The following is a 21,933-nucleotide window of genomic DNA, read 5'->3' on the forward strand; positions in this document are numbered from 1 at the left end:
CGTACGATCGGCTGTCTCGCCTTGTTTTAAACAGTTGTGGATGTGGATCGAACGCAGCCGGTCAGTCGCGCCGCCCGACAGCCGCCAGCGAGGTCGCTGCCAGTCCGGCGAGGAAGATCGGCGGCAGTGGCCCCGAACCACTGGGTCCCGACTGGGAACTTTGACCCGGCGGCGGTCCACAGGAGGTCGCCGTGCCAGCAGTGCCCCCGGCAAACTGACACTCGTCGGTCGCAGATTTGACGACGACCGTCGAGATCGACTGTCCGGCGCTCCACTCGACCGTCACGACTTCCGACTGTCCGGTCCCGCTTTTGTACTCGGTCGGAGTCATCGTCACGCCCATCGAATCGCCGCCCTCTGGCACGAACGTCCCGTCGCCCTGGTCCTCGAATTTGACCAGGAGGCGCTCGCCTTCGGGACACGGATCGTTGCCCGGTCCCTGTTCGCCCGGGACACAGAACGCGACGAAGCTGATCGCCGCGAGATTCTGTGGCGTGTCGGTCGGCGTGTCGGTCGGAGTGTCGGTCGGCGTGTCGGTTGGCGTGTCGGTCGGGGTGTCTGTTGGCGTGTCGGTCGGGGTGTCCGTTGGCGTGTCTGTCGGCGTGTCCGTCGGAGTGTCGGTCGGGGTGTCCGTCGGAGTGTCGGTTGGCGTATCAGTCGGCGTGTTCGTTGGCGTGTCGGTTGGCGTATCCGTCGGAGTGTCGGTCGGCGTGTCGGTTGGCGTATCGGTCGGGGTATCGGTCGGAGTGTCTGTCGGCGTGTCGGTTGGCGTATCCGTCGGGGTGTCCGTCGGGGTATCGGTCGGAGTGTCTGTCGGCGTGTCGGTCGGCGTGTCGGTTGGCGTGTCGGTCGGAGTGTCCGTCGGCGTGTCCGTTGGTGTATCGGTCGGGGTGTCAGTCGGCGTATCGGTCGGGGTATCGGTCGGAGTGTCGGTTGGCGTATCCGTCGGAGTATCGGTCGGGGTATCCGTTGGCGTATCTGTTGGCGTGTCGGTCGGAGTATCGGTCGGGGTATCAGTCGGAGTGTCGGTCGGCGTGTCCGTTGGCGTGTCCGTTGGGGTATCCGTCGGTGTGTCCGTTGGGGTATCCGTTGGCGTGTCTGTCGGCGTATCCGTCGGCGTATCGGTCGGCGTGTCGGTTGGCGTATCCGTCGGCGTGTCCGTCGGGGTATCCGTCGGAGTGTCGGTTGGCGTATCCGTCGGCGTGTCCGTCGGGGTATCCGTCGGCGTATCGGTCGGAGTGTCCGTTGGCGTTTCGAGCACTTCACAGTCGCTGTTCACCACGTACGTCGCTCCGGCGTCGGCTGCGGTACTGTCGTTCCGTGGCGCACCGACCGCGATGTCGTCGAAGCTGTCGTTGTCGAGATCGCCAGCGTCGGCGACCGCACGGCCCGCTCGATCGCCGGCCGCTTCGCCACGGAAGATCGCGTCGGCGTCACTCAGCGAGACGTTGCCCGAGAACGACTCGCTGCCGGCGACGACGTAGGCCGCACCGGAGGCGTTCTCGTTCGAGTCGTTCTGTGGCGCGCCGACGAGCACGTCGTCGACACCGTCACAGGTCACGTCGCCGGAGCCAGCCGATGAGACGGCAACGCCCGCCCGGTCGCGGGCACCTTCGCCGTCCAGGCGCACGTCCGCGTCGGCCAGTGACACGTCGCCGGACAGGTCGCGCTCGCCGTAGACGACGTACGCCGATCCTGCTGCGACCGTTCCGTTGGGATCGGTAAACGGTGCGCCGACGATCACGTCGGCAGTGCTGTCGTTGTTCACGTCGCCCGCGTACGCGACCGACCAGCCCGCGCGGTCCGCACCGTCGACGCCGCGGAGTCGGAGGTCGGCGTCGCCGAGATCGCGCTCGCCGCCGACCGCGCCGTAGACGACGTAGGCCGCGCCGCTACCGGTCGATCCGTCGGCGGCCGTGTAGTTGTTCGCACCGACGATCACGTCGGCCGTGCCGTCGGCGTTCACGTCCCCGGCGTGCGAGATCGACCAGCCGGCCTGATCGCCCGGCGACTCGCCCGTCAGCGTAGCGGTCGACTCCGCCCCGAGGTCGACGGTGCCAAACAGCTGCTCGCCGGAGACGAGATAGGCCGCTCCGGCGCTGTCGTTGGCGAAGGGTGCGCCGACGGCGACCCCGTCGGGACCGTCGAGTCCGCTGGCGTTCGAGACCGACCAGCCCGCGCGGTCGCCCGGCGACTCGCCTGTCAGCGTCACGTCTGCGTCGGCGAGACTCATCCGGTCGGCCATCGTGTCGCCGCCGTAGACGACGTAGGCCGCCCCGGCGTTGCTGGCTGTGCTGTCGTTGCCCGGTGCGCCCACGATCACGTCTGCGTAGCCGTCGTCGTTCACGTCACCCGCGTACGACACGTCGTAGCCGGCGCGGTCGGAGGCCGCCGCGCCGGTGAGCGTCACGTCGGCGTCGGCCAGCGAGACCGTGCCCGGATCGGTCGGGCCGAAGACGATGTAGGCCGCTCCGGCGTTGGTCCCGCCGGTGTCGTTCTCCGGTGCGCCGACGACGAGATCGTCGATCCCGTCACCGTTCACGTCGCCCGCGTACGCGACCGACCAGCCCGCCGTGTCGTTTTCGGCCGTGCCGACGTACTTCGTTTCGGCGTCCGAGAGGTTCGTCTCGCCGGAGAAACCACTGGGTGCTGACTGCTGGGCGGCGATGTCGTCTGTTCGCTGTGAGATGCCCGCGTCGTCGCCGAGTGCTGTCACGCCCGCGGCGATGGGGCTCGTCGCGACGACGGCGGCGATCAGGACGACGATCGTCGCCCACCTGGTCCGCGATCGGATCTGAGAGCTGTCACTCATTACGATAGATGGAGTCTGTGATACACTTCGTTATGGAGACAGAATTGGCGGAAATCCGAGCTAACTCCTCCGAAATCGGCGACTATCGTGGCAACTGACACGGACGGTGGTCGCGATGGCCCGGTGAGCGTCGGGACTGGTAGACGCTCACCGGTAAGCAACGACGACGTTCCGCATGTAACGGTCGACACAGCAACAGTCGATCACGATGCCGAAGAACTGCGATAGGGCCAGATTACCGGTGACACTCGACCCCGAACTCAGAACTCGGTGCCCTTGCGCGCACCCTGGCCGTCGTCCAGCGGGTGGCGTTCCTTCGCGACGTTCGTGACGAGGTCGGCGTGCTCGGTCAGGAACGCCGGGCGCTCGTGGCCGCCGGTCAACACCAGTTCGAGACCGTCGGGCGCTGCCTCGATCAACTCGATCACGTTCGCAGGCGCGATCAGGTCGCGGTTGGCGGCGTAGAGGATCTCGTCGAGGACGAGCATGTGGAGCCCGTCTTCGGGCGGGCCATCGAGTGCGAGCGGTGCCGAGAGGTCGGCGACGGTGGCGGCCTCGATCAGTTCCTCGGCGCGGGCCAGCGCGCCCCGCGCACGAGCACCGTGTTCGTCGTCGTCGCTGCCGTCGAGGAAGCCGTGCCAGCCGTAGTGGCCGGCGTTCTCGTAGGAAAAGCCCGGCAGCGCCGCGATCGCGTTGTACTCGCCACGCACGTCCTCGACGCTGCTGGTCCCGCCTTTCATGAACTGCAACAGGTGGACGCGATAGCCGTGGCCGGCCGCTCGCATCGCCATCCCCAGCGCGGCCGTCGTCTTCCCCTTGCCGTCGCCCCACCAGGCCTGTACGAGGCCGAAGTCGTCGGGTGCGCTGGCTGTGATCGGTTCGGCCCGCGGACCGCCGTCCGTGTCCTCAGTCATGCTCGCAGTTCCGGGGCGCGAACACATCGGCCTGACGGTCGGTCGTGACCCCGTACTGTGCCTCCGCGACCGACGCCGGCGGCTCGTCGTCTGCGTACCGCGCCTCGAAGCTGGCCCGGACGGCCTCTCGCACGCAGGCTCGCGCGGCCGACCCGACCGTCGTCGCACTGCCGGCGAAGTCGGCCGGGTCGCCGTGGGTGACCGTTCCCACGAGGACGGCGTCGCTCGTCGTTCCCGGAACTCCGACCAGTTGGGACAGCGTCGCGGCCTTGGCTTCGACGCAGGTGGCCAGCAGTTCAGCCAGCGTGCCGTCGTCGAGGGCCCGGTCGGTCCCGACGACGAGGTTGACCGTGCCGGGACGCCACGCATCGTCGGTGTCTTCTGCTCTGTTTCCCTCGTGAGAACCTGGGTCGAGTGGCAGGGCGGCCGGGTTCGAGAGCCCGACCGTCGCCAGGACCGCGACCGGTCCCACACTGGCACAGCGGGCGTGAGTCACGTCGACGCCCGTGAGCAGACCGGGGCCGTCGGTCTCGAATCCCGCGCGTCGGCGGCGTTCGACGACGTAGCTCGACAGGTCCGTGCGGTCGAACCCCGCCGGGACGGTGACGTTGTAGACGGCGTCGGCGCGTCGATACCCCCCGGCTGGACCGGTCCCCAGCCAGCGGCTGCCGTCGCCGCGACACTGACAGACGCCGTCCCGGATCTGGGCCTCAAACATCGAGAGCGCCCAGCAGCTGCTGGTTCTCGTCTGGCATCCGCACGGCGACCCGGACGTGTGCGTCCAGCCCGCGGAACGTGCGGGCGTCCCTGATCGCCATGTCGTGTTCCCGGACCGTCGCGAGCAACTCCTCGACCGTGTCGCGCCCGTCGAGTTCCAGCAAGAGGAAGGGCGCGTCGGAGGGAGACACCCGGAACCGACCGGCAAGCTGTGTCCGCATTCGCTCGCGCTCGGCGCTGACGCGCTCGCGGGTCGCCGCGACGAACTCCGTATCACGCAGGCAGTGGGTCCCGACGGCGGCCGCCGGCCCGCTCAGCGACCACGCGATCCGGGCGGTGTCCAGTCGGTCGCGGTGTCGCCCGGTGGCCACGGCGTAGCCGGCTCGCAGCCCCGGCAGCCCGTAGAGCTTCGTCAGCGCGCGGGCGACGACGACGCCCGGCGTGCCGGCCAGCGAGGGCTCGTCGGTGAACCCCAGGAACGCTTCGTCGACCAGCAGGGTCGTGCCCGCGTCGCGACAGCGCTCGGCGAAGGCTCGCAGTCGCTCGGCGTCGTAGCACTCGCCGGTCGGGTTGTTCGGGTTGCAGACGATAGCGAGGTCGTGACCGGTCGGGTCGGCGTCGAGGATCGCGTCGTGATCGACGAAGGTGGGCGTGGCTCCCTGCAGGCGGACCTCGCGGGCGTACTCGCCGAAGCTCGGTGCCGGGACGAGGACGGAGCCGCCCGGTTCGACGCTCGTCTGGAGCGTGAGCCGGATCGCCGCCAGCCCGCCCGCGGTCGGAATGACTTCGCGGGCCTCGCAGTCGACGACCTCCGAGGCGGCGGCACGAAAGGCACAGTAGTCGTCGGGCGGATACCGGCGGGCCGACGCGAGCGACGACTCGTACACGCGGGCGGCCCCGTCGGGCGAGCGCGGATTGGTGTTCGCGCTGAAATCGAGCACCCAGGGGTCGTCGGCGCTCCCGTGTGGCACGCGGCCCTGCTCGTCGACGGCACCGTCCTCGCTACCGGACTCTCGTAGCTCATCGACGGCGTCGGGAAGCATACAGACGATACCGGCCCTAGCGCGGATAATTCTTTCGCGCGTGCCGATCAGGAACGGAGCCACTCGCGGGCGACGGCCGCGTCGCCGGGACGGTTGACGTTGACCGCCAGCCGGGGCTCGTCGACCACGAGCGTGCGGGACGGATCGCCGCCGACGACGTTGACGCCGGTCGGTGCGACGGTCCGACCGTCGTGGTCGAACGTCGTGTCGACGCTGACCCCGAGCTCGTGTTTGCGGGCGGCCGGCACGGCGACGGTGAGCGACCCCGACTCGTGGGCGCGACGGAGCCGGTCCAGAACAGCGCCGGTCAACAGGGGGAGATCGGCCGCCACGGTGAGCGTCGGTCGGGCCAGTCGGTCGTCGGCCAGCGCCGCGTCGAGGTCGGCGACGTACCCCTCGCCCGGCGTCTCGACGGTCGGAACGGAGACGTGGGCCGCCGTCTCGGGCGTCGACGGCGAGGTCGCGACGACGACCGACGCGACGCCGCTTGCGTCGAGCGCGTCGAGCACGTGGTCGATCAGCGGACGGCCGGCGAGCGGGAACAGCGGTTTCTCGCCGTCGGTGTCGAGGCGAGTGCCGCGACCGCCGGCCATCACCAGAGCGTCCACGCGATCACCCCCAGGTGGAGCGCGGCCAGTCGCGCCAGGTCGTTGGTCGCGCCGAGCACGTCGCCGCCGACGCCGCCCAGCGTGACGGCGGCCCACCGCTCGACGGCGAGTGCGACGACGACGGCACCGACGAGAGCCGTGCCGGTCGCGAGCGGACTGCCAGCGAGCCAGCCGAGCGCCACCGCAGGGAGCGCGACGACGACGGGGAGCCACAGGTCCCGTCCGTCGGCCTCGTTGAGAAACGAGGAGCCAAAGCCCTCGTGGCTCGGCGTCCCCCGACAGATCAGCGTCGCCATCGCGAGCTTCGCGCCGACCTCGCTGGCGAGAACCACGACGACGGCCCCGGCGATCGGCAGCGCGGCGAGGGCCAGACCGGCGAGTGCGATCCCCACGAGGTCGACGCCGAGAGCCAGCAGCGCCCCGACCCCGACGGTCGTATCGGTCATCGCCGCCCGCCGTCGCTCGGCGTCGCCGTGGACGACCGCGGCGTCGCCGAGGTCTGCCAGCCCGTCGGCGTGGTTGACACCGGTGACCAGCACGACGGCGACGACGAGCGAGAAGGCGACCGTCGGTGCGGGCACGGGGAGCGCGACGGCCGGTGCGAGCAGGAGGCCGACGACGTAGCCGGCGAGGGGAAAGGCTGCCGGCGTCGCCCGAAAGGCGTCGAAAGCCTCCTCACCGTGCCCGACCGGGAGTCGGGTGAGGAAGCCGAGTGCGCCACGAAACGCGGCACCGATCACGGCAGTCCTCCCACAGCGGCCGTCGTGGCGACCGCGAGTGCGTACGCGAGTCCGCCCGCAACGGCGACGGTTCGGACCGCTCGCAGTGAAATTTCTTTCGAAGGCAACTGTTCGCCGCCGTCGAGTGCGTACACGCCGGGCTTTTCGAGACGAACGTCGTGGGCGGCCGCGAGTACCCCCATCGGCCAGCCGGAGTTGGGCGAGGGGACCCCGTCCAGCCACGGTCGTGCCGACAGGAGCGCCGCCGGGTCGCGTGCCGCCGCGGCGAGCAGGAGCGCGCCGATCCGGGCCGGGAGCCACATCACCGCGTCGTCGAGTCGCGCGGGAGCCCACCCGACCGGCTTCGAGCGATAGCCCAGCATCGAGTCCAGCGTGTTGACGACCTTGACCCACGCCGCCCCGCCAGCGCCGAGTGCGAGCGACGGGACCGGCGAGAGCGTCGCCGCCTGCCCCACGACGACGCCCGCGACGAACGCGGCGAGTGGCGCGACCAGCCCGTCGGCGAGGTTCTCGGCCGCGCTCTCGACGGCCGCGCTCCGGATCTGCCCGGCCGAGAGCGTCTCTGCGTCGCGACCCGCGAGCGCCCGCAGCGACCTGCGAGCGGCGTCGAGATCCGTCGGCGTGGCCGCGATCGTCGAGCGGGCTTCCGACAGGAGCATCCGGAGGCTCGTCGCGACGAACAGCGCGACACCGGCGACGGCGGCCGCGAGCCAGGCCGACACTCGCCCAGCCGCGACCACGAGGATGGCCACGACGACCGCGGCAGTGAGCGGCACCGCCAGCGCTCCGACGGCACCGACGAGTCGAGGTCGTCCCCACTCGCGATCCAGCGGCGCGACGACACGGCCAAGCCAGGCGACCGGGTGAACACGGGCCGGGGGCTCGGCCACGAGCAGTTCGAGCGCCGCCGCGATCAGGACTGCGAGAGGCGCGATCACGGTGGCTCCTCCCCGGACGCTCCGTCGGCGACGGCGGCCGCGAGCCACTCGGGCACCGCCGAGAGCGCCACGTCGTCGAGCACGAGCGCAGTCGCGCCGACGCGGTCCGCACCGCCGTCGGTACGGGCGTCGTCGCCGACGTGGACGAGTTCGTCGAGCGGGACCCCGAGCGCCGCCGCCGTCCGCTCGAAGATCGTCGGGTGGGGTTTGCGCCAGCCACAGTCGACGCTGGTCACGACGGAGTCGACGGCGAGGTCGGCGCGGTCGAGCGTCCGTTCGACGAGGCCGAGGACGCTGCAGTTCGAGCAGACCGCCACAGGACCGTACTCTCGCGCGCTCGCGAGCGCGTCCCGAGCGCCGTCCCGAACGGTCACCGGCGAGTCGAACGCCGCCAGCGTCGCGTCGTGTGCAGTCTCGGCCTCGACATCGACGCCGCGGCTGGCGAGCGCGAGTCGGACGTGCTCGTCCAGCGGGGCCTCCGCACCCCGTTCGTACTCTCGATGGGAGCTGCGGTAGGCCGCTTCCCAGTCGGACGGGACCGTCACGTCGCGGGCGGCCAGCGCGTCGGCCACGGCCACCCACGGCTCGTCGGGTCGGTCGGCGTCTACGAGCGTGCCGAAACAGTCGAACGAGACGACCACGAGCGTGTAGTTACAGCAAGCACACTTGAACTGTGCGGTGGCGGAGGCGACAGATCTGACGACGGGCGTGCGCCTGGCAGACGGTCGTCAGACAGTACTCACAATTCTGTTACTTCCCTACCCGATACCTACCAAATATCGTATGATTCGGATCGCGTTTACAGTCAGATTTGGGAAATGAATCGCTATACTCGAAAGCCACGGTTCGTTTTCGAATGGGCGACGTTTGGCTGCCAGATAGTCACGCAGTTCCCCGTAAACACGGTCAGTAAACCGACACGATAGGGCGGGCTACCAGCGGTGGTGAACGTCGTCGAAGACGTACTCCTCGTAGACGTCACGGATCGCGCCGTGGGTCTGATGGGAGAGGGGATCGGCCTCGCTGGCGGCGGCGTTCTGTCGGATGTGCTCGGGCGAGGTCGAGCCGGGGATCACCGTCGACACCGCTTCGAAGTCGAGGATCCAGCGCAGCGCGGTCTGGGCCATGGTGAGTTCCTCCGGGACGTGCTCGCGGAGCGCGTCGACGGCGTCGAGTCCACGCTCGAACGGGAGCCCGGCGAAGGTCTCACCGCGGTCGAAGGCCTCGCCCTCGCGGTTGTAGTTGCGGTGGTCGTTCTCCGGGAACGTGTCGTCACGGGAGAGTCCACCGGTCAGCAGTCCCGACGCCAGCGGTACGCGGACGATGACGCCCACGTCGCGGCGCTTGGCCTCCTCGAAGAACAGATCGGCCGGACGCTGGCGGAAGGGGTTGAAGATGATCTGGACCGTCTCGACGCCGGGGTATTCGATGGCCTTCAGCGCCTCCTCGACCGTCTCGACGCTGACGCCGTAGTGTTCGAGCGCGCCCTCGTCTTTGAGTCGATCCAGCGCCGCGAACGTCTCGGGCTGGTAGAAGGCGTCGGTCGGCGGACAGTGAAGCTGGAGGAGATCGAGCGTGTCCTGATCGAGGTACTCCCGAGAGCGGTCGACGAACGCCGAGAGGTGCTCGTAGTCGTAGTCTTCGGCCACGTGGGGGTCGAGCCGGCGACCGGCTTTCGTCGCGACCGTCACGTCCTCGTCGCGCTCGTCCAGGACGTGTGCGATGTGGCGCTCGCTGCGGCCGTCGCCGTACACGTCGGCCGTGTCCACGAAGTCGATCCCCGCGTCGAGTGCGGCACGGATCGCCTCCCGGCCGTCCTCGTCGGAAACGTCGCCCCAGTCGCCGCCGACGTTCCACGTCCCCAGTCCGACTTCCGTCACGTCGATGCCCGTCGTGCCCAGTGTGCGATGGCGCATACCCGACCCGACGGGCCTTGGCTACTTGTGCCTGTCACCTCCGACGGCCGGGAAGCCCGATGCGCTGTCGAGGCCGACCGTCTTCCGGCACCGCGGCTGGGAGGTATGTCAAAAAATGTCGGACAGGGTGGTCGCGGACCGTGACAGGGCGGACCGTCCCACGGCGAGCGAGCGGGAAAACGGCGACAGGACTCCGTCTCATACGGACGTAGCGATGTACCGGTGAGCGTCTCCCCCGTCCCAGCGCGCACCGGTACGCAACGACAGCGTTCCGTGTCAGACCCACTCGGCGCGGCGGATGTCGTACCCACCGCAGGCCGGGCAGGAGTGATACTGGACCTGGAAGGCCGCCTCGCATCGCATACACAGATACGGGCAGTCTCCGTCAGTGTCCCCGAGGTGGGAAACGTTTCGTGCCTTATCGAACACTCCCATTGACGACCACACCCCAGGGTTGACGCCACGTCGCTAAAAAGAGAGATGATCGTTCACGTCATTTTATCCGCCTCTCGTCGCAGGGTTGTTTCGATTCGTCGCCAGACAGTACACGACAGAGACACGGTCGGCGGCCGACTGTCTCCGCGTTGCTCGCGGGTCCGTCGGGAGAGGCGACGACAACCGTGGCCCGAGTAAGGGGTTTCTACGGGCCGTACGATGCGGGCCGTAGAGAGCGACTAACACGTCGGCTGTACGTCTGTGACGAATTTCGCGACCTTGTGTCGCGAATGTCTCGAACCAGTTGCAGCCGACAGTACAACGCCACGCCGACGATCCCGCATCGTCCCGGCCACGACCGCGGAGATGCGTGCCACTGTCCACAGATTCATTGTTCGTCCGGGTGCACCGGGCCCCATGGACGAGGACCTCCTCGAAGCGCTGGCGAGCCTGCCGACCTTCCACCACGCGACCGTCTCCCCCGACGGGAGCGAAGTCGCCGTCTACTACGACGAGACAGGGCGCAACGAGTTACACGTCGTCGACGTAGAGACCGGCGAGCGAACGCGGTGGAGCGACGGCGAAGTGCCCCGGAACGCCCGCTGGCACGTCGAGTGGGGAGCCGACGGCGAGCGCGTCTTCTTCCACCTCGACGACGACGGCAACGAGCAAAACGACGTGTACGCGATCGCTCGGGACGGCTCGGTCGAGCCAGTCGTCGAGTTGGACGGGCAGACGATCCTGCAGGACGTCGGCGAAGACGGCGAGACCCTGCTGGTCGGATCGACGGCGAGCGGTCAGATGCAGCTGTACCGTCACGACTGCGCGACGGGAGCGACCACCCAGCTGACGGCGTACGACCGAGCCGTCGCTGCGGGCGTGCTGTCGCCCGACTGCGAGCGGATCGCCTACGCGACCAACGAGACGGACACCTTCGAGAACACGGACACCTACGTGGCCGACGCCGACGGATCGAACCCCCGGAACCTGGAGATCGGCGAGACGGGCGCGGAGGTCGCGCCGGTCGACTGGAGTCCAGACGGCGACCGGCTGCTGGTGACGGACAACACCGCGGATCTGGGCCGGTGTGGGGTCTACGATCTGTCGACCGACGAAGTGACCTGGTACGGGGGCGAGTTCGACGAGGACGCCGAGTCCTTCCTGCCCGGTGGCGATCGGTTCCTCGCGGTTCGGACACGCGAGTGTGCGAAAGAAGTCGTCGTCTACGACGCCCGGACCGGCGCGGCGACGACGCTCGACCTGCCCACGGGCGTCGCGTCGCTCGGACGTGCGGGCAGCGCCGTCGTCGACGAGGAACGGATCGTCTGCTCGCACACGACGCCGGATCGGCGACCCGAACTGCTGTGTTACGACCTCGCGACCGACGAGACCGAGCAGCTGATCGCGGCCGACTACGGCGACCTCGACCCGGATCGCTTCGTGGACGCCGAGTACTTCACCTTCGACTCCGCGGGCGTCGCCGAGTTCGACGACCGCGCCGGCCAGGGCGTGGAGAGCGACCCTGCCTCCCGCGAGATCGAGGCGTTGCTGTACGACAGCGGCGAGCGTCCGTCGCCAGCGATCGTGAACCCCCACGGCGGTCCGCGGGGACAGGACACGCGCGGCTTCGACCTCTACACGCAGTTCCTCTGTTCGCAGGGGTACAGCGTCCTCAAGGTGAACTACCGGGGCTCGACCGGCCGCGGCCGCGAGTTCGCACAGGCGATCTACGACGACTGGGGCGGCAACGAGCAGGCCGACATCGCGAAGGGGACGACGATCCTCGCCGAGAAGGAGTGGGTCGACGACGACCGGATCGCCGTCTTCGGAGGCTCTTACGGTGGCTACTCGGCGTACTGTCAGCTGACGATGTACCCCGAGCTGTACGACGCGGGAGTCGCCTGGATCGGCGTCACCGACCTGCGGGACCTCTACGAGAACACGATGCCCCATTACCGGACCGAACTGCTGGAGAAGAACGTGGGCTCACCCGAGGAGAACCCGGAGCTGTACGACGAACGCAGTCCCATCACTCACGCCGAGAACCTCGCCGCTCCGCTGTTGGTGCTCCACGGCGTCAACGACCGGCGCGTCCCGGTCTCGCAGGCCCGACTGTTCCGTGATCGCCTCGACGAACTCGGCTACGAGGCGGGCGAAGACGGCGACTACGAGTACGTCGAACTCGGCGAGGAGGGCCACGCATCGACCGACGTGGACCAGAAGATCCGCACGTTCCGCACGCTCGCGGACTTCCTCGAACGCCGACTCTGAGCGAACGAGGCCGTTTCTCACCGCGGCGTAGGAGTCACATAACGAAGGTGCGATCGGTCGTCGTCGCTCTCGTGTACGAGACACGAGCGACGGCCGACGGGGCCAGCCCAGAGACAGCCACTGTCGAGAGAGACGAGCCGGAGCTGTCGGTCGTCGTCGTCACCTACAACGAGGCAGCGCGCATCGCCGACTGTCTCGACGCCGTGTTCGCGGCGTGTCGTGGCGTCGCCAGCTTCGAGGTGCTGGTCGTCGACTCGAACTCGACGGACGGGACGGTCGCGATCGCAGACGACTACGACGCCACTGTCCTCCGGATCCCCGACGACGCGCTGACGACCCCCGGCGCGGGCCGCTACGTCGGCACGCAGTGGGCCCGCGGTGACGCCGTGCTGTTCGTCGACGGCGACGTGGTCCTGACCCAGGGCGACTGGCTCGCCGAGGCTCGAGAGACACTCGCGAGCGATCCCTCGGTCGCGGGCGTCGACGGACACCTGAACGAACGCCGGACCGAAGAGCCGACCAGCGTCGACTATCTGCACGGCGTCGCGCTGTACGACCGCGAGGCCCTGGCCGAAGTGGGCGGCTTTCACCCGTTTCTGACCGCCTGGGAGGACGTTGATCTGGGGTTCCAGCTGACGCTCGCGGGGTACGATCTGTGCCGGCTGCCGACGGTCGTCGGCACCCATCCCGTTCCGGAGTCGTCGCTCGATCAGTTCCGTCGCTGGCGACAGGGGTACTACCGGGCCGGCGGCCAGGTCTGTCACAAAGCCCTGAGCCGACCGGCGCTGCGCTGGCGGTGGCTGTGGTACTTCCGGGACAAGATCGCTACCACGGCCTGGCTCGGCCTGGGCGCGCTGCTCGCGGTCGCGCAGCCGCTGCTCGCGGGCGGGTGGCTGCTCGCGACGCTCGCGGCCGCCGGGCTGGTCTGTCAGCGGCTCGGCGTCGACGGCGGCCTCCGACGCGCGATCTCCGCGATACTGTTCCCGCTGGGCTTTGCCCTCGGGTTCGAGGCGGTTCCCGACCGGGACGCGTTCCCGCTCGACGCCGTCGAGACGATCCGACGCGGGTCGGTGTGTGACGCCGAGGCGTCGCCCCGTCCCTCGCCGACAGACTGATACTGCCGGCTGTCACTTCGTGACGAGCTTCGCCACCCGGGGTGGCGAAATCGGTCACAGATGTCAGCCGGTCGTATGATACTGTTTGCCACCTCAGAGCGCGGTCAGTTGTACGGTTTCGGCCGTAGTCGGTCGTAGACCGGATAGAGGTACTCGTAGAGCTCGTACGGCGCGTTTCGCGCGCCCACGCGAAGCAGCTTCACCCAGGCGGGCTGGGTCGACCGCTCGACGTTGTCCGCGAAGTCGTTGTCCGCGAGCCACGCGAGGAACTCGCTAGCTCCGTCGTCCTCGGGCCACTCCTCGGCGGGGAGGTGGTCCTGGATGTCTTCCCAGTAGTACCGGACGTGCTCGTCCAGCGCCCAGTCGTTCGTCTCGAAGCGCTCGACGGCGTAGTCGTACCACTCCTCGTCGACCCGGTAGCCGAAGTCGTTGGGATCGACGCCGGCCAGCAAGAGCCCGGTCGCCGTCCGGACGCACTTCTCACAGCGGTTGCAGTTCCCGCCCGCGTCGTCGTACGTACAGGTCCGGATCACGAACGGAGCTCCCGTTTCGCGGGCGTAGTCGGCCAGCAGCTCCAGCTTGTCCTGGCGCGTGATCTCGAAAGCGTCGTGGTGGCCCCGCGTGCCCGCCCACCGGACGTTGTCGTCGATGTCCGGATGCGATCCCCACGGCGACCCGCGGCCCGGCCAGGTGACCGACTCCAGCTCGAACCCGTCCCAGTGCGTCGAGCCCATGTGGACGACGCCGTACCCCTGGCTGTAGGCCAGCGGCGCACAGACTCCGAGCAGCCCGATACCGTGGCCGACGCCGCTGTACCACCCGCCGTCTGTGTGGTGCTTGTAGTGGACGTTCAACATCGTGTGATCGAGGAAACCAGAGATGTCCGCCGTGACGCTGTGAGTCGGACAGTCCTCTCGCTGGGCAAATCGGTCCACGTGACCCATGGCCCGCTCCCAGCGATCGTCCTCGTCGACGCCGACGACCCAGCCCTGGATCGCGATCAGCGCGGGGTCGGCCTCGCGATGTCGGACGTACGTCGCCAGCGAGTCGACACCGCCGCTGAAAAGCTGTGCCGTCCCGTCGAACGAACCCGGTTCGTGACGGTGCTCCGTGATCCGCTCGGCCCGGAGCGCCCCGCCGTCGATGAACGCGGGGTACATCCGCGACAGCGTGTCTCGGACCGCGTCGAGGCTGTCGACGAACTGCCGGTCGACGGCCTCCACGACGACGGTGCTGTCGGTCGCCCACGCGACCGGACAGACCTGCGCGAGGACCGGAATCGTCGCGATACCGTACGGGACCTCGCTCACGTCTACGTCGTACGACACCGAAAACGTCGACGCGTCGAAGAAGCGCCGCAGGTCCCGCGAGTAGTCGACGGTGTACTCGATCGAGCGCTCCCCGATCGACACGTCCGCGACGACGATCTCAGACATCCTCGCCCTCCCAGCCAGGTCGCCGCCGATCGACGCCGTGCGTGGTCCGTGCAGTAATCATCCACTCCGGTCCAGGGGTGACGATCGGTTAGTTACGACGCGCCTGCGAGCACCGCGGCTGGCGGGTAGGCGGTGACTGTCACGACCGTCGAACGCGCCAGAGAGGACCGAGGAAGGCGCTCGGGCTTACCCCTCGGTGTGGTTGTCGTAGAACGCGACGGAGAACGCGGATCGGAACGGCGTCAGGACGACCGCAACGACGAACGAGTAGAGGATGACGCCGACCCGGGACGCCAGTGCCGTGCCGGTCAAACTAGTCGGTCCCATGGCCCCACCGGCCGCCGCTCCACTGTCGAGTCCGCCACCCAGCAGTGGCAACAAGAACAGCGCGATCGTCGGCACGGACACCAGCAGGCCGATCACGAGGTTGATGACGCTGAAGCCGAGCGACTGAACGAGGTTGTCGATGACGACGCTGATACTGTTGCGGAAGCCGTCGACGACGCCGACGTCGTCGACCACGATCGCAGTGGCGTAGAACTGGATGAAGAACATCACCAGCAGGAACACGAGCACGAGAACGGCCACCAGGAGGATCGAGACGATGCCGATCCCGCCCAGCATCGAGTCACTCGTCGCGCCAGCGCCGCCGTTCGTCATGGCCATCGCACCGAACCCGACGACGAACAGCGCCACGATGGCCGCGATGAACCCGTAGGCGATCGTGAACACAGCCTGGATCAGGTTCCCGACCAATACGGGCACGTACCGGTCTTTCCCGACTTTCTTGAACGTCTCGAAAGACGTGTCTCTGACCCGCCCCTCGTAGACCATCGCCAGCAGGCCAGCGACGACGAAGGGCGTGATGAAGAACGTCACCAACTGAAAGAGCGCCGGAACGAACGGGATTCCGAACGTCGAGAGAGCAGTCTGGGGGAGTATGATCACCGCGTACAGCGCCCCAATCGCAAACACGATCGGGTTCCGGCGCAGTACGCCGAACGATTCGACGAATGATTTGATCGTCGCCATATCAACCAAGCCGCAAGACACCTACAAATAAATTGATATCGGGGATGCACGCCGCCGAGCGCGGAGCCGTCGGCGGTGAGACGACCAGCGCCGAGTCGGGCAGGTGCGAAGAAACCAAATCAGCTGTCACTGCTCACTGTCGTTCGCAGGAAAAATCCGCCCTCCCCGATTTGAACGGGGGGCAAGTCGATCTACAGTCGACTGCTCTACCAGTCTGAGCTAAGGGCGGTTGCACTCGAACGTAGCGCCGGTGGCAGACTTAACGGTTATCATTCTGTACGAGGGCGGGAGGGTCTCACAGCCACACCGGTCCGTCAGACACTGCCGGCGACGCCCGCGTGGTGGGGCGGACCGAAGGAAGACCCAAAACGGTGGCAGACGGGTGTCAGACGCCGCGGGAAGATTAAAATACCCCGGCGATAATGTGTATGACGAGTCGAATGAGTAAGATCACGTTTCGCGCCGACGACGACCTCATCGATCAGCTCGAGGAGTTCGACGCCTCCAAGAGCGAGGTCATGCGCGAAGCGCTCCGGGAGTATCTGGAAGCGCCAGACGAATCGCCGGGGGCCGTCGACGGGTCCGACGGCGGCGACGACAGCATCGACGATCTGATCGTCGACCGCGTGGACGCGATCATCGAGAAGCGTCTGAACGGCCGACTCCAGCCACAGCGTCCCCAGGACGTGAACGTAAACATCACGCTGGAGGGCGAAAACGCCAGCCGAGAGGCGGTGTCGGACGATCAGTCGGAGGTGTCACACGATGGTCGGCGCGAGTCGTCACACGCCAGCACCGATCGTAAGACACCCGGTCGTGAGGACGACGGCACACCCGCGGGCGGACGTAAGACGTGTGGCCAATGTGGCGAAAACGTCACGAGCGACCACGTTTACTGCCCGAACTGTGGTGAGAAGGCAGCCCACCGCGTGTTCTGTGACTGCGGTGACGAGCTCCGGTCGGACTGGGGTTTCTGCCCGAGTTGTGGGCGTCGAACCCCGGCAGCGGACGTTCTCGAAAACAACTAAAGTGGCGAAATTAGACGTTACAACCACCTTACTGTCGTAAACGCGTGGTTGTCATACACCCGCCACAACCTTTATTATACTACACTCTGTGGTATGTTCTGCGTAAGACGGTCGTCTTACACGGCGCGCCACACGGTGGATGTCCCGCCGTCGTCCGGCGATTGCGCGGTGTAAAACGTGCGGTCGGCGTGTAAACGCCTGCCGTCTTACCGGGGAACGAGATAACTATGGAGCGTGTGACACTACGGATTCCGAAGCAGCAGATCGAAGAGGTCGAACGAATGGTCGAAACCGGGGAGTACCCCAACCGCAGCGAGGCCATCAGGTCCGCTGTGCGTGAGATGCTCGCCGAGCAGGAGGGCGGGAAAGAGCGACCATCCGAGAAACGCGAGCGTCGCACCTACGTGAGGGCCTAACGATGCAGGACATCGTCAAGGAAGCCCTCGAGCGCGACGAAGCGGAACAGCAGCAACTGTCCGACGCGGACGTGGACGGTTTCGGTGACCCCCGGATCGTCATCGTCGGCTGTGGCGGAGCCGGTAACAACACGGTCAACCGTCTGTACAACATCGGCGTCGAGGGTGCTGACACGGTGGCGATCAACACCGACAAGCAGCATCTCAAGATGATCGAGGCCGACACGAAGATCCTCGTCGGCAAGTCCCTGACAAACGGCCTCGGTGCCGGTGGCGACCCCTCGATGGGCGAGCGCGCCACCGAGATGGCCCAGGGCACGATCAAGGAAGTGCTGGGAGACGCCGACCTGGTGTTCGTCACCGCCGGCATGGGTGGCGGGACGGGTACCGGTGCAGCACCGGTCGTCTCCAAGATCGCCAAAGAACAGGGCGCGATCGTCGTCGGCATGGTGTCGACGCCGTTCAACGTCGAGCGCGCCCGCACGGTCAAGGCCGAAGAAGGCCTCGAACGACTGCGCAACGAGGCCGACTCGATCATCGTGCTGGACAACAACCGCCTGCTCGATTACGTCCCGAACCTCCCGATCGGCAAGGCGTTCTCGGTGATGGACCAGATCATCGCCGAGACGGTCAAGGGGATCAGCGAGACCATCACGCAGCCGTCGCTGATCAACCTCGACTACGCCGACATGACCTCGATCATGAACCAGGGCGGCGTCGCGGTCATGCTGGTCGGCGAGACCCAGGACAAGAACAAGACCGAAGAGGTCGTCAAAGACGCGATGAACCATCCGCTGCTGGACGTCGACTACCGCGGCGCGAGCGGCGGACTGGTCCACATCACTGGCGGCCCAGACCTCACGCTGAAGGAGGCCGAAGGGATCGCACAGAACATCACCGAACGGCTCGAAGCCAGCGCCAACGTCATCTGGGGCGCGCGCATCCAGGAGGAGTACAAGGGCAAGGTTCGCGTGATGGCGATCATGACCGGCGTCCAGTCGGCGCAGGTGCTCGGCCCGTCCACCCAGAAGCAGGCCGACAAGTCCCGCGAAGCGATCCAGGAAGTCGGTGACGACACCAGCTTCGACGCCAGCCAGAACGTCGAGGAGTTCGACGATCAGGGCGGCCAGAGCTACGGACACACCGACGGCGGCCGAGACACCAAAGAGAAGAACAACGGAATCGACGTCATCTGACCCGGCGACGCGGTACCTGGCTCGGACTGTCGACTCACTTTTTGGCCGCGACACCGTCCAGAGACAGGTGATGACACACGAGTGCCGGCGACAACCGAACGACAGATATCAGCGAGTAGTAAATAGTACTTTTGTCCTGCAGGCCGTTCATGACGTGTAGAACACCGGTCGTCCGCCGACCCCCGTCCCGAATCCTATGGTTACCGATACGACGCCGTCGATGACAGCGGTCGAAGCACCCTACGGGTTGCGACTCTCCGATCCGATCGAGGGAGCACAGTTTACGCTGCTCACGCAACGGCCAGTGACACCGACCTCGATCGACCCGTCGACGTTCGCGCCGCCCGTCGATACGGCCGCCGCGATTACGGCCACGACGCTGGAGACGCCCTATCAGGTCGACGCGCTCGTTCGTGACGACGACCTCTCGATCGTCGCCGAATGTACCAGCAGCGAGCGGACCGCCGTCGGACCCGGCAAGTACTACGTCGAGCTCTCCTCGGCCAAGATGAAGCTGTACCTCTACGTCGAGGGTGAGGTCGTGTTCGAGCCGGGAACCGATCAGGTGCAACTCTCGTTTCCGGGTGCCAGCGAACTCCGCGTCGGCGTTCGGTCGCTCCACGAGCAGCCGGCGGCGACGATCACGACGACCGACGACCCCGAAGCGCTGGCGACCGCGCTGTCACAGCTGGGCTCGGCACTGAAGACGACGAGCTGTGAGCGGTCGTTCCCGACACTCCGGGGACACCCGCCGCTGATCGAACGCGGCCCGGAGCTTTCGGTCCCGACGGCGCTGTCCGCGCCGGAGACGGGAGTGACAATCGAGGTCCCGCCGCGACTGGATGCACTCTTGCCGGTCACGTCCCTGGCCTACTATCTCGGTGCGACCGTCGAGATCGGGTCGCAGCCGAGGCTCCACGCCGCCGGCTGGTCTCGGCCTCTCGACGACGGCGACGGCTTCGAGACGACCGTCGCGCGCGTGCTCAAGCAGGTGTTTCTGCTCGACTGCGTCACCCGGACGGAGGGGATGTACGACGTGCCGCTGTACGAGCGGGATCGCGTCGAAGCGGCCGTCGATCTGGACTTCCCGGCGCTGTACGACCAGCCACTCGCCGAACAGGTCCGCCAGTACCTACAGGTGCCCTACGAGGCGATCGCGGAGGCCGTCCCGACGTGGAAGCTGACCGCCGACGTGGTTCCGGAGTCCTCGGCACTCCCGGTGTTGCCCTTCCTCGCCGACGAGCTCGCGGTCGTTCGCTGTCCCGACGATCCCACGATCACAGACGGCGCGAAGGCGGACCTCTCGCCGAAGGTGACCTCCTTCTTCGATACGTCGGACCGCGGCGGCGAAGCGTTCGTCAGATCGACGGCGACCCGAAGCGAGACGGCGACGCGCGGACTCGACCAGACGGTGTTCACGCCCGAGCCAGCGGACAGCATCGAACAGACCTACGTCGGCGACGGCATCCCGCTGGGCGCGAGCAAGATGAGCGTCGAGGAGTACGACCGACGACTGGAGTTCGACGCAAGCTCCGGCGAGCGGACACGCATTCTCGTCGTCTGCAACGACCCCCAGATGAGCGACGAGAACGTCGTCGGCGACATCTACGGGACCCGCGAGTGGATCGAGTTCGACATCACCACGCGCGAGCAGGTCACGACCGACGAACTGGCGACGCTGCTGACGACGGACGCCGACTTCTTTCACTACATCGGTCACGTCGACCCCGACGGGATCCGGTGTACCGACGGCCACCTCGACGCCGAAACGCTGGAGTCGGTCGGCGTCAACGCGTTCCTGCTCAACGCCTGCCAGTCCTACAGCCAGGGCCGCGCGCTCATCGACGCCGGTGCGATCGGCGGCATCGTCACCCTGACCGACGTGCTGAACAAGACCGCGACAGAGATCGGCCGGACCGTCGCTCGATTGCTCAATCAGGGATTCTCGCTGCTGTCGATGCTCGGCCTGCTCAAGAAACGGAACCGACTCGCCCAGCGCTACATGGTCGTCGGCGACGGCAACGAGACGCTGGTCGAGAGCGAATCGGGAACGCCCATTTCTGCTAGTATTAGCCAAAGAGAGACGGACGGTTGTGATGTAAGTATCAACGCATATCCAACCAAGTCATATCCTATGGGTTCACTGGTCCGACCACATATAACCAGCAAAAGACAACGCTATCTGAATGCAGGGGAACTAGAAACATTTGATGTCTCTATAGACCGCCTGAATGAATTTTTCGAGTTGCAGCTATTCCCAGTTATATCAAACGGTAATCTCTACTGGAGCGACGAGTACTCTGTCTGAAATTATGGACCGGCAAATGTCGAAGCAGCCGCGCCAGCGGCAGCGCCAGCTTGCGTCAGCAACAGTAGCACGGTGAAGATCATGCCGATGAGTTTCGGGTGCGATGCGAGCGTGTCCTTGACAGACTGTGTTTGGCTCATAGCCACTTGTGGACAGGGACCATGGCGAGATATATTTATCTAAAGAATAGTAATAAATTATTCGTTTAATTATCTCTCGTAAATTCGGGAACCGGCGCGGTCTGTCGAATGGGGGCCAGAGGAACGCGGGTCGTATTGGGGATCTAAGACGAGTGAAGATATTTGTCGGTGTAGAGCCATCAGTACGGTAGTGAACGACAGAACCCACACCGTGATCGTAGTGAGGAGGGCGGTGCTGTGACCGAGAGCTTCGATCTCGGGCCGGCCGTCGCGGACGCGACGAACGTGTTGCTGGTCGCGCCGGGCGTCGGGGACACCGCAGACCGACTCTGCTGTGACGTCCTGACGGCCGACGAGCCACCGGAGCACGTCGTCGGGGTGACGATCAGTGAGGGGCCAGAGGAGAAGGCGTCGCGCTGGCGAGAGTTGCTCGGCCCGGCACCGTCGCTGTCGATGCTGGGGCTCGACGGCGTGACCCGCTCGGCCGCGGTCCAGCAGGCACCGACGGCCGACGACACGACCGTCGAGTATCTCGACAGCTCCGAGCCCATCCGGGAGCTCGGCGAGCGGATCGCGACGAAGATCCACCGAGAGACCGACACCGCGGTCTGCTTCGACTCGATCACCGACCTCCAGGAGTGTATGGGGCGCGAAACCGCCTTCGAGTTCCTGCACGTGCTCGGCTCGCGCGTCAGAGCCGGCGGTGCGACCGGCTACTACTACATCGACCGGACGGTCCACGACGAAGAGACGATGACGCTGTACTCCACGCTGTTCGACGCCGCGATCGAGGTCGGCTCGGACGCGGGCACCACCGGAGGCAACTGATCGTGCAGCGCGTACGCCGTGCTCGAACGACGCTGGGGAG

At 66.9% G+C, this 21,933-nt stretch carries 19 protein-coding genes and 1 tRNA gene; 7 read left to right on the forward strand and 13 right to left on the reverse strand.

All coding sequences use genetic code 11. The features are described from left to right. Positions 1-61 precede the first annotated feature (61 nt). The 9 genes from AC5FRZ_RS13775 to AC5FRZ_RS13815 form a co-directional block, all read right to left on the reverse strand. Positions 62-2,812: a hypothetical protein gene (locus AC5FRZ_RS13775; protein ID WP_493564875.1), complete on the reverse strand. Its 2,751-nt coding sequence runs from the start codon at positions 2,810-2,812 to the stop codon at positions 62-64. A 260-nt stretch (positions 2,813-3,072) separates the two neighbouring features. Further along, the gene (locus AC5FRZ_RS13780) at positions 3,073-3,726 is read right to left on the reverse strand and encodes a cob(I)yrinic acid a,c-diamide adenosyltransferase (protein WP_170092480.1); all 654 of its coding nucleotides are present in this window, start codon (positions 3,724-3,726) and stop codon (positions 3,073-3,075) included. Continuing rightward, positions 3,719-4,444, reverse strand: a complete 726-nt coding sequence (locus tag AC5FRZ_RS13785) for an adenosylcobinamide amidohydrolase (protein WP_493564876.1) — start codon at positions 4,442-4,444, stop codon at positions 3,719-3,721. The genes AC5FRZ_RS13780 and AC5FRZ_RS13785 overlap by 8 nt, the downstream gene beginning before the upstream one ends. Further along, on the reverse strand, positions 4,437-5,486 hold the full coding sequence (locus AC5FRZ_RS13790) for a threonine-phosphate decarboxylase (protein ID WP_170092481.1): 1,050 nt from the start codon (positions 5,484-5,486) through the stop codon (positions 4,437-4,439). Before AC5FRZ_RS13790 ends, AC5FRZ_RS13785 begins: the two co-directional genes overlap by 8 nt. A gap of 47 nt (positions 5,487-5,533) precedes the next feature. After that, complete coding sequence (locus AC5FRZ_RS13795) at positions 5,534-6,079, reverse strand: NTP transferase domain-containing protein (protein ID WP_372480789.1); 546 nt, start codon at positions 6,077-6,079, stop codon at positions 5,534-5,536. Further along, the gene (cobS, locus tag AC5FRZ_RS13800) at positions 6,079-6,834 is read right to left on the reverse strand and encodes an adenosylcobinamide-GDP ribazoletransferase (protein WP_372480292.1); all 756 of its coding nucleotides are present in this window, start codon (positions 6,832-6,834) and stop codon (positions 6,079-6,081) included. Before cobS ends, AC5FRZ_RS13795 begins: the two co-directional genes overlap by 1 nt. Next, entirely contained in the window at positions 6,831-7,772 is a 942-nt protein-coding gene (gene cbiB / locus AC5FRZ_RS13805) for an adenosylcobinamide-phosphate synthase CbiB (RefSeq protein ID WP_493564877.1), read from the reverse strand. The genes cobS and cbiB overlap by 4 nt, the downstream gene beginning before the upstream one ends. Next, a complete protein-coding gene (locus tag AC5FRZ_RS13810; protein WP_493564878.1) occupies positions 7,769-8,413 on the reverse strand; it encodes an HAD family hydrolase in 645 nt (214 codons plus the stop codon). The genes cbiB and AC5FRZ_RS13810 overlap by 4 nt, the downstream gene beginning before the upstream one ends. Positions 8,414-8,704: 291 nt before the next feature. Next, complete coding sequence (locus tag AC5FRZ_RS13815) at positions 8,705-9,688, reverse strand: aldo/keto reductase (protein ID WP_493564879.1); 984 nt, start codon at positions 9,686-9,688, stop codon at positions 8,705-8,707. 852 nt (positions 9,689-10,540) lie between these two features. Between AC5FRZ_RS13815 and AC5FRZ_RS13820 the strand changes: the two genes are divergently transcribed. Next, positions 10,541-12,394, forward strand: a complete 1,854-nt coding sequence (locus AC5FRZ_RS13820) for a S9 family peptidase (RefSeq protein ID WP_493564880.1) — start codon at positions 10,541-10,543, stop codon at positions 12,392-12,394. A gap of 71 nt (positions 12,395-12,465) precedes the next feature. Then, entirely contained in the window at positions 12,466-13,509 is a 1,044-nt protein-coding gene (locus tag AC5FRZ_RS13825; RefSeq protein ID WP_493564881.1) for a glycosyltransferase family 2 protein, read from the forward strand. Positions 13,510-13,613: 104 nt separating this feature from the next. On the opposite strand, the gene AC5FRZ_RS13830 is transcribed toward AC5FRZ_RS13825, so the two are convergent. From AC5FRZ_RS13830 to AC5FRZ_RS13840, 3 genes are all read right to left on the reverse strand, one after another. Beyond that, a complete protein-coding gene (locus tag AC5FRZ_RS13830; RefSeq protein ID WP_493564882.1) occupies positions 13,614-14,945 on the reverse strand; it encodes a hypothetical protein in 1,332 nt (443 codons plus the stop codon). A gap of 186 nt (positions 14,946-15,131) precedes the next feature. Beyond that, entirely contained in the window at positions 15,132-15,977 is an 846-nt protein-coding gene (locus tag AC5FRZ_RS13835; RefSeq protein WP_372480287.1) for a DUF7847 domain-containing protein, read from the reverse strand. Positions 15,978-16,132: 155 nt separating this feature from the next. Continuing rightward, positions 16,133-16,206: transfer RNA gene (locus AC5FRZ_RS13840), tRNA-Tyr, on the reverse strand. A 211-nt stretch (positions 16,207-16,417) separates the two neighbouring features. On the opposite strand from AC5FRZ_RS13840, the gene AC5FRZ_RS13845 reads away from it, so the two are divergent. From AC5FRZ_RS13845 to AC5FRZ_RS13860, 4 genes are all read left to right on the forward strand, one after another. Beyond that, positions 16,418-17,005 carry a double zinc ribbon domain-containing protein gene (locus tag AC5FRZ_RS13845; protein ID WP_493564883.1) on the forward strand — a complete coding sequence of 196 codons (588 nt, stop codon included), beginning with the start codon at positions 16,418-16,420 and terminating at the stop codon, positions 17,003-17,005. Between the two features lie 227 nt (positions 17,006-17,232). Next, entirely contained in the window at positions 17,233-17,421 is a 189-nt protein-coding gene (gene cdrS, locus AC5FRZ_RS13850) for a transcriptional regulator CdrS (RefSeq protein WP_012807698.1), read from the forward strand. Positions 17,422-17,423: 2 nt separating this feature from the next. Beyond that, positions 17,424-18,617: a cell division protein FtsZ gene (gene ftsZ / locus AC5FRZ_RS13855; protein ID WP_153554343.1), complete on the forward strand. Its 1,194-nt coding sequence runs from the start codon at positions 17,424-17,426 to the stop codon at positions 18,615-18,617. Between the two features lie 220 nt (positions 18,618-18,837). Beyond that, complete coding sequence (locus tag AC5FRZ_RS13860; protein ID WP_493564884.1) at positions 18,838-20,925, forward strand: hypothetical protein; 2,088 nt, start codon at positions 18,838-18,840, stop codon at positions 20,923-20,925. 2 nt (positions 20,926-20,927) lie between these two features. On the opposite strand, the gene AC5FRZ_RS13865 is transcribed toward AC5FRZ_RS13860, so the two are convergent. After that, positions 20,928-21,065: a DUF7503 family protein gene (locus AC5FRZ_RS13865; protein WP_493564885.1), complete on the reverse strand. Its 138-nt coding sequence runs from the start codon at positions 21,063-21,065 to the stop codon at positions 20,928-20,930. A 237-nt stretch (positions 21,066-21,302) separates the two neighbouring features. On the opposite strand from AC5FRZ_RS13865, the gene AC5FRZ_RS13870 reads away from it, so the two are divergent. Next, positions 21,303-21,893 (forward strand): DUF7504 family protein, encoded by a 591-nt coding sequence (locus tag AC5FRZ_RS13870; protein ID WP_372480284.1) that lies wholly within the window; start codon positions 21,303-21,305, stop codon positions 21,891-21,893. Positions 21,894-21,933 lie beyond the last annotated feature (40 nt).

The organism is Halomicrobium sp. HArcht1-1 (assembly GCF_058933285.1).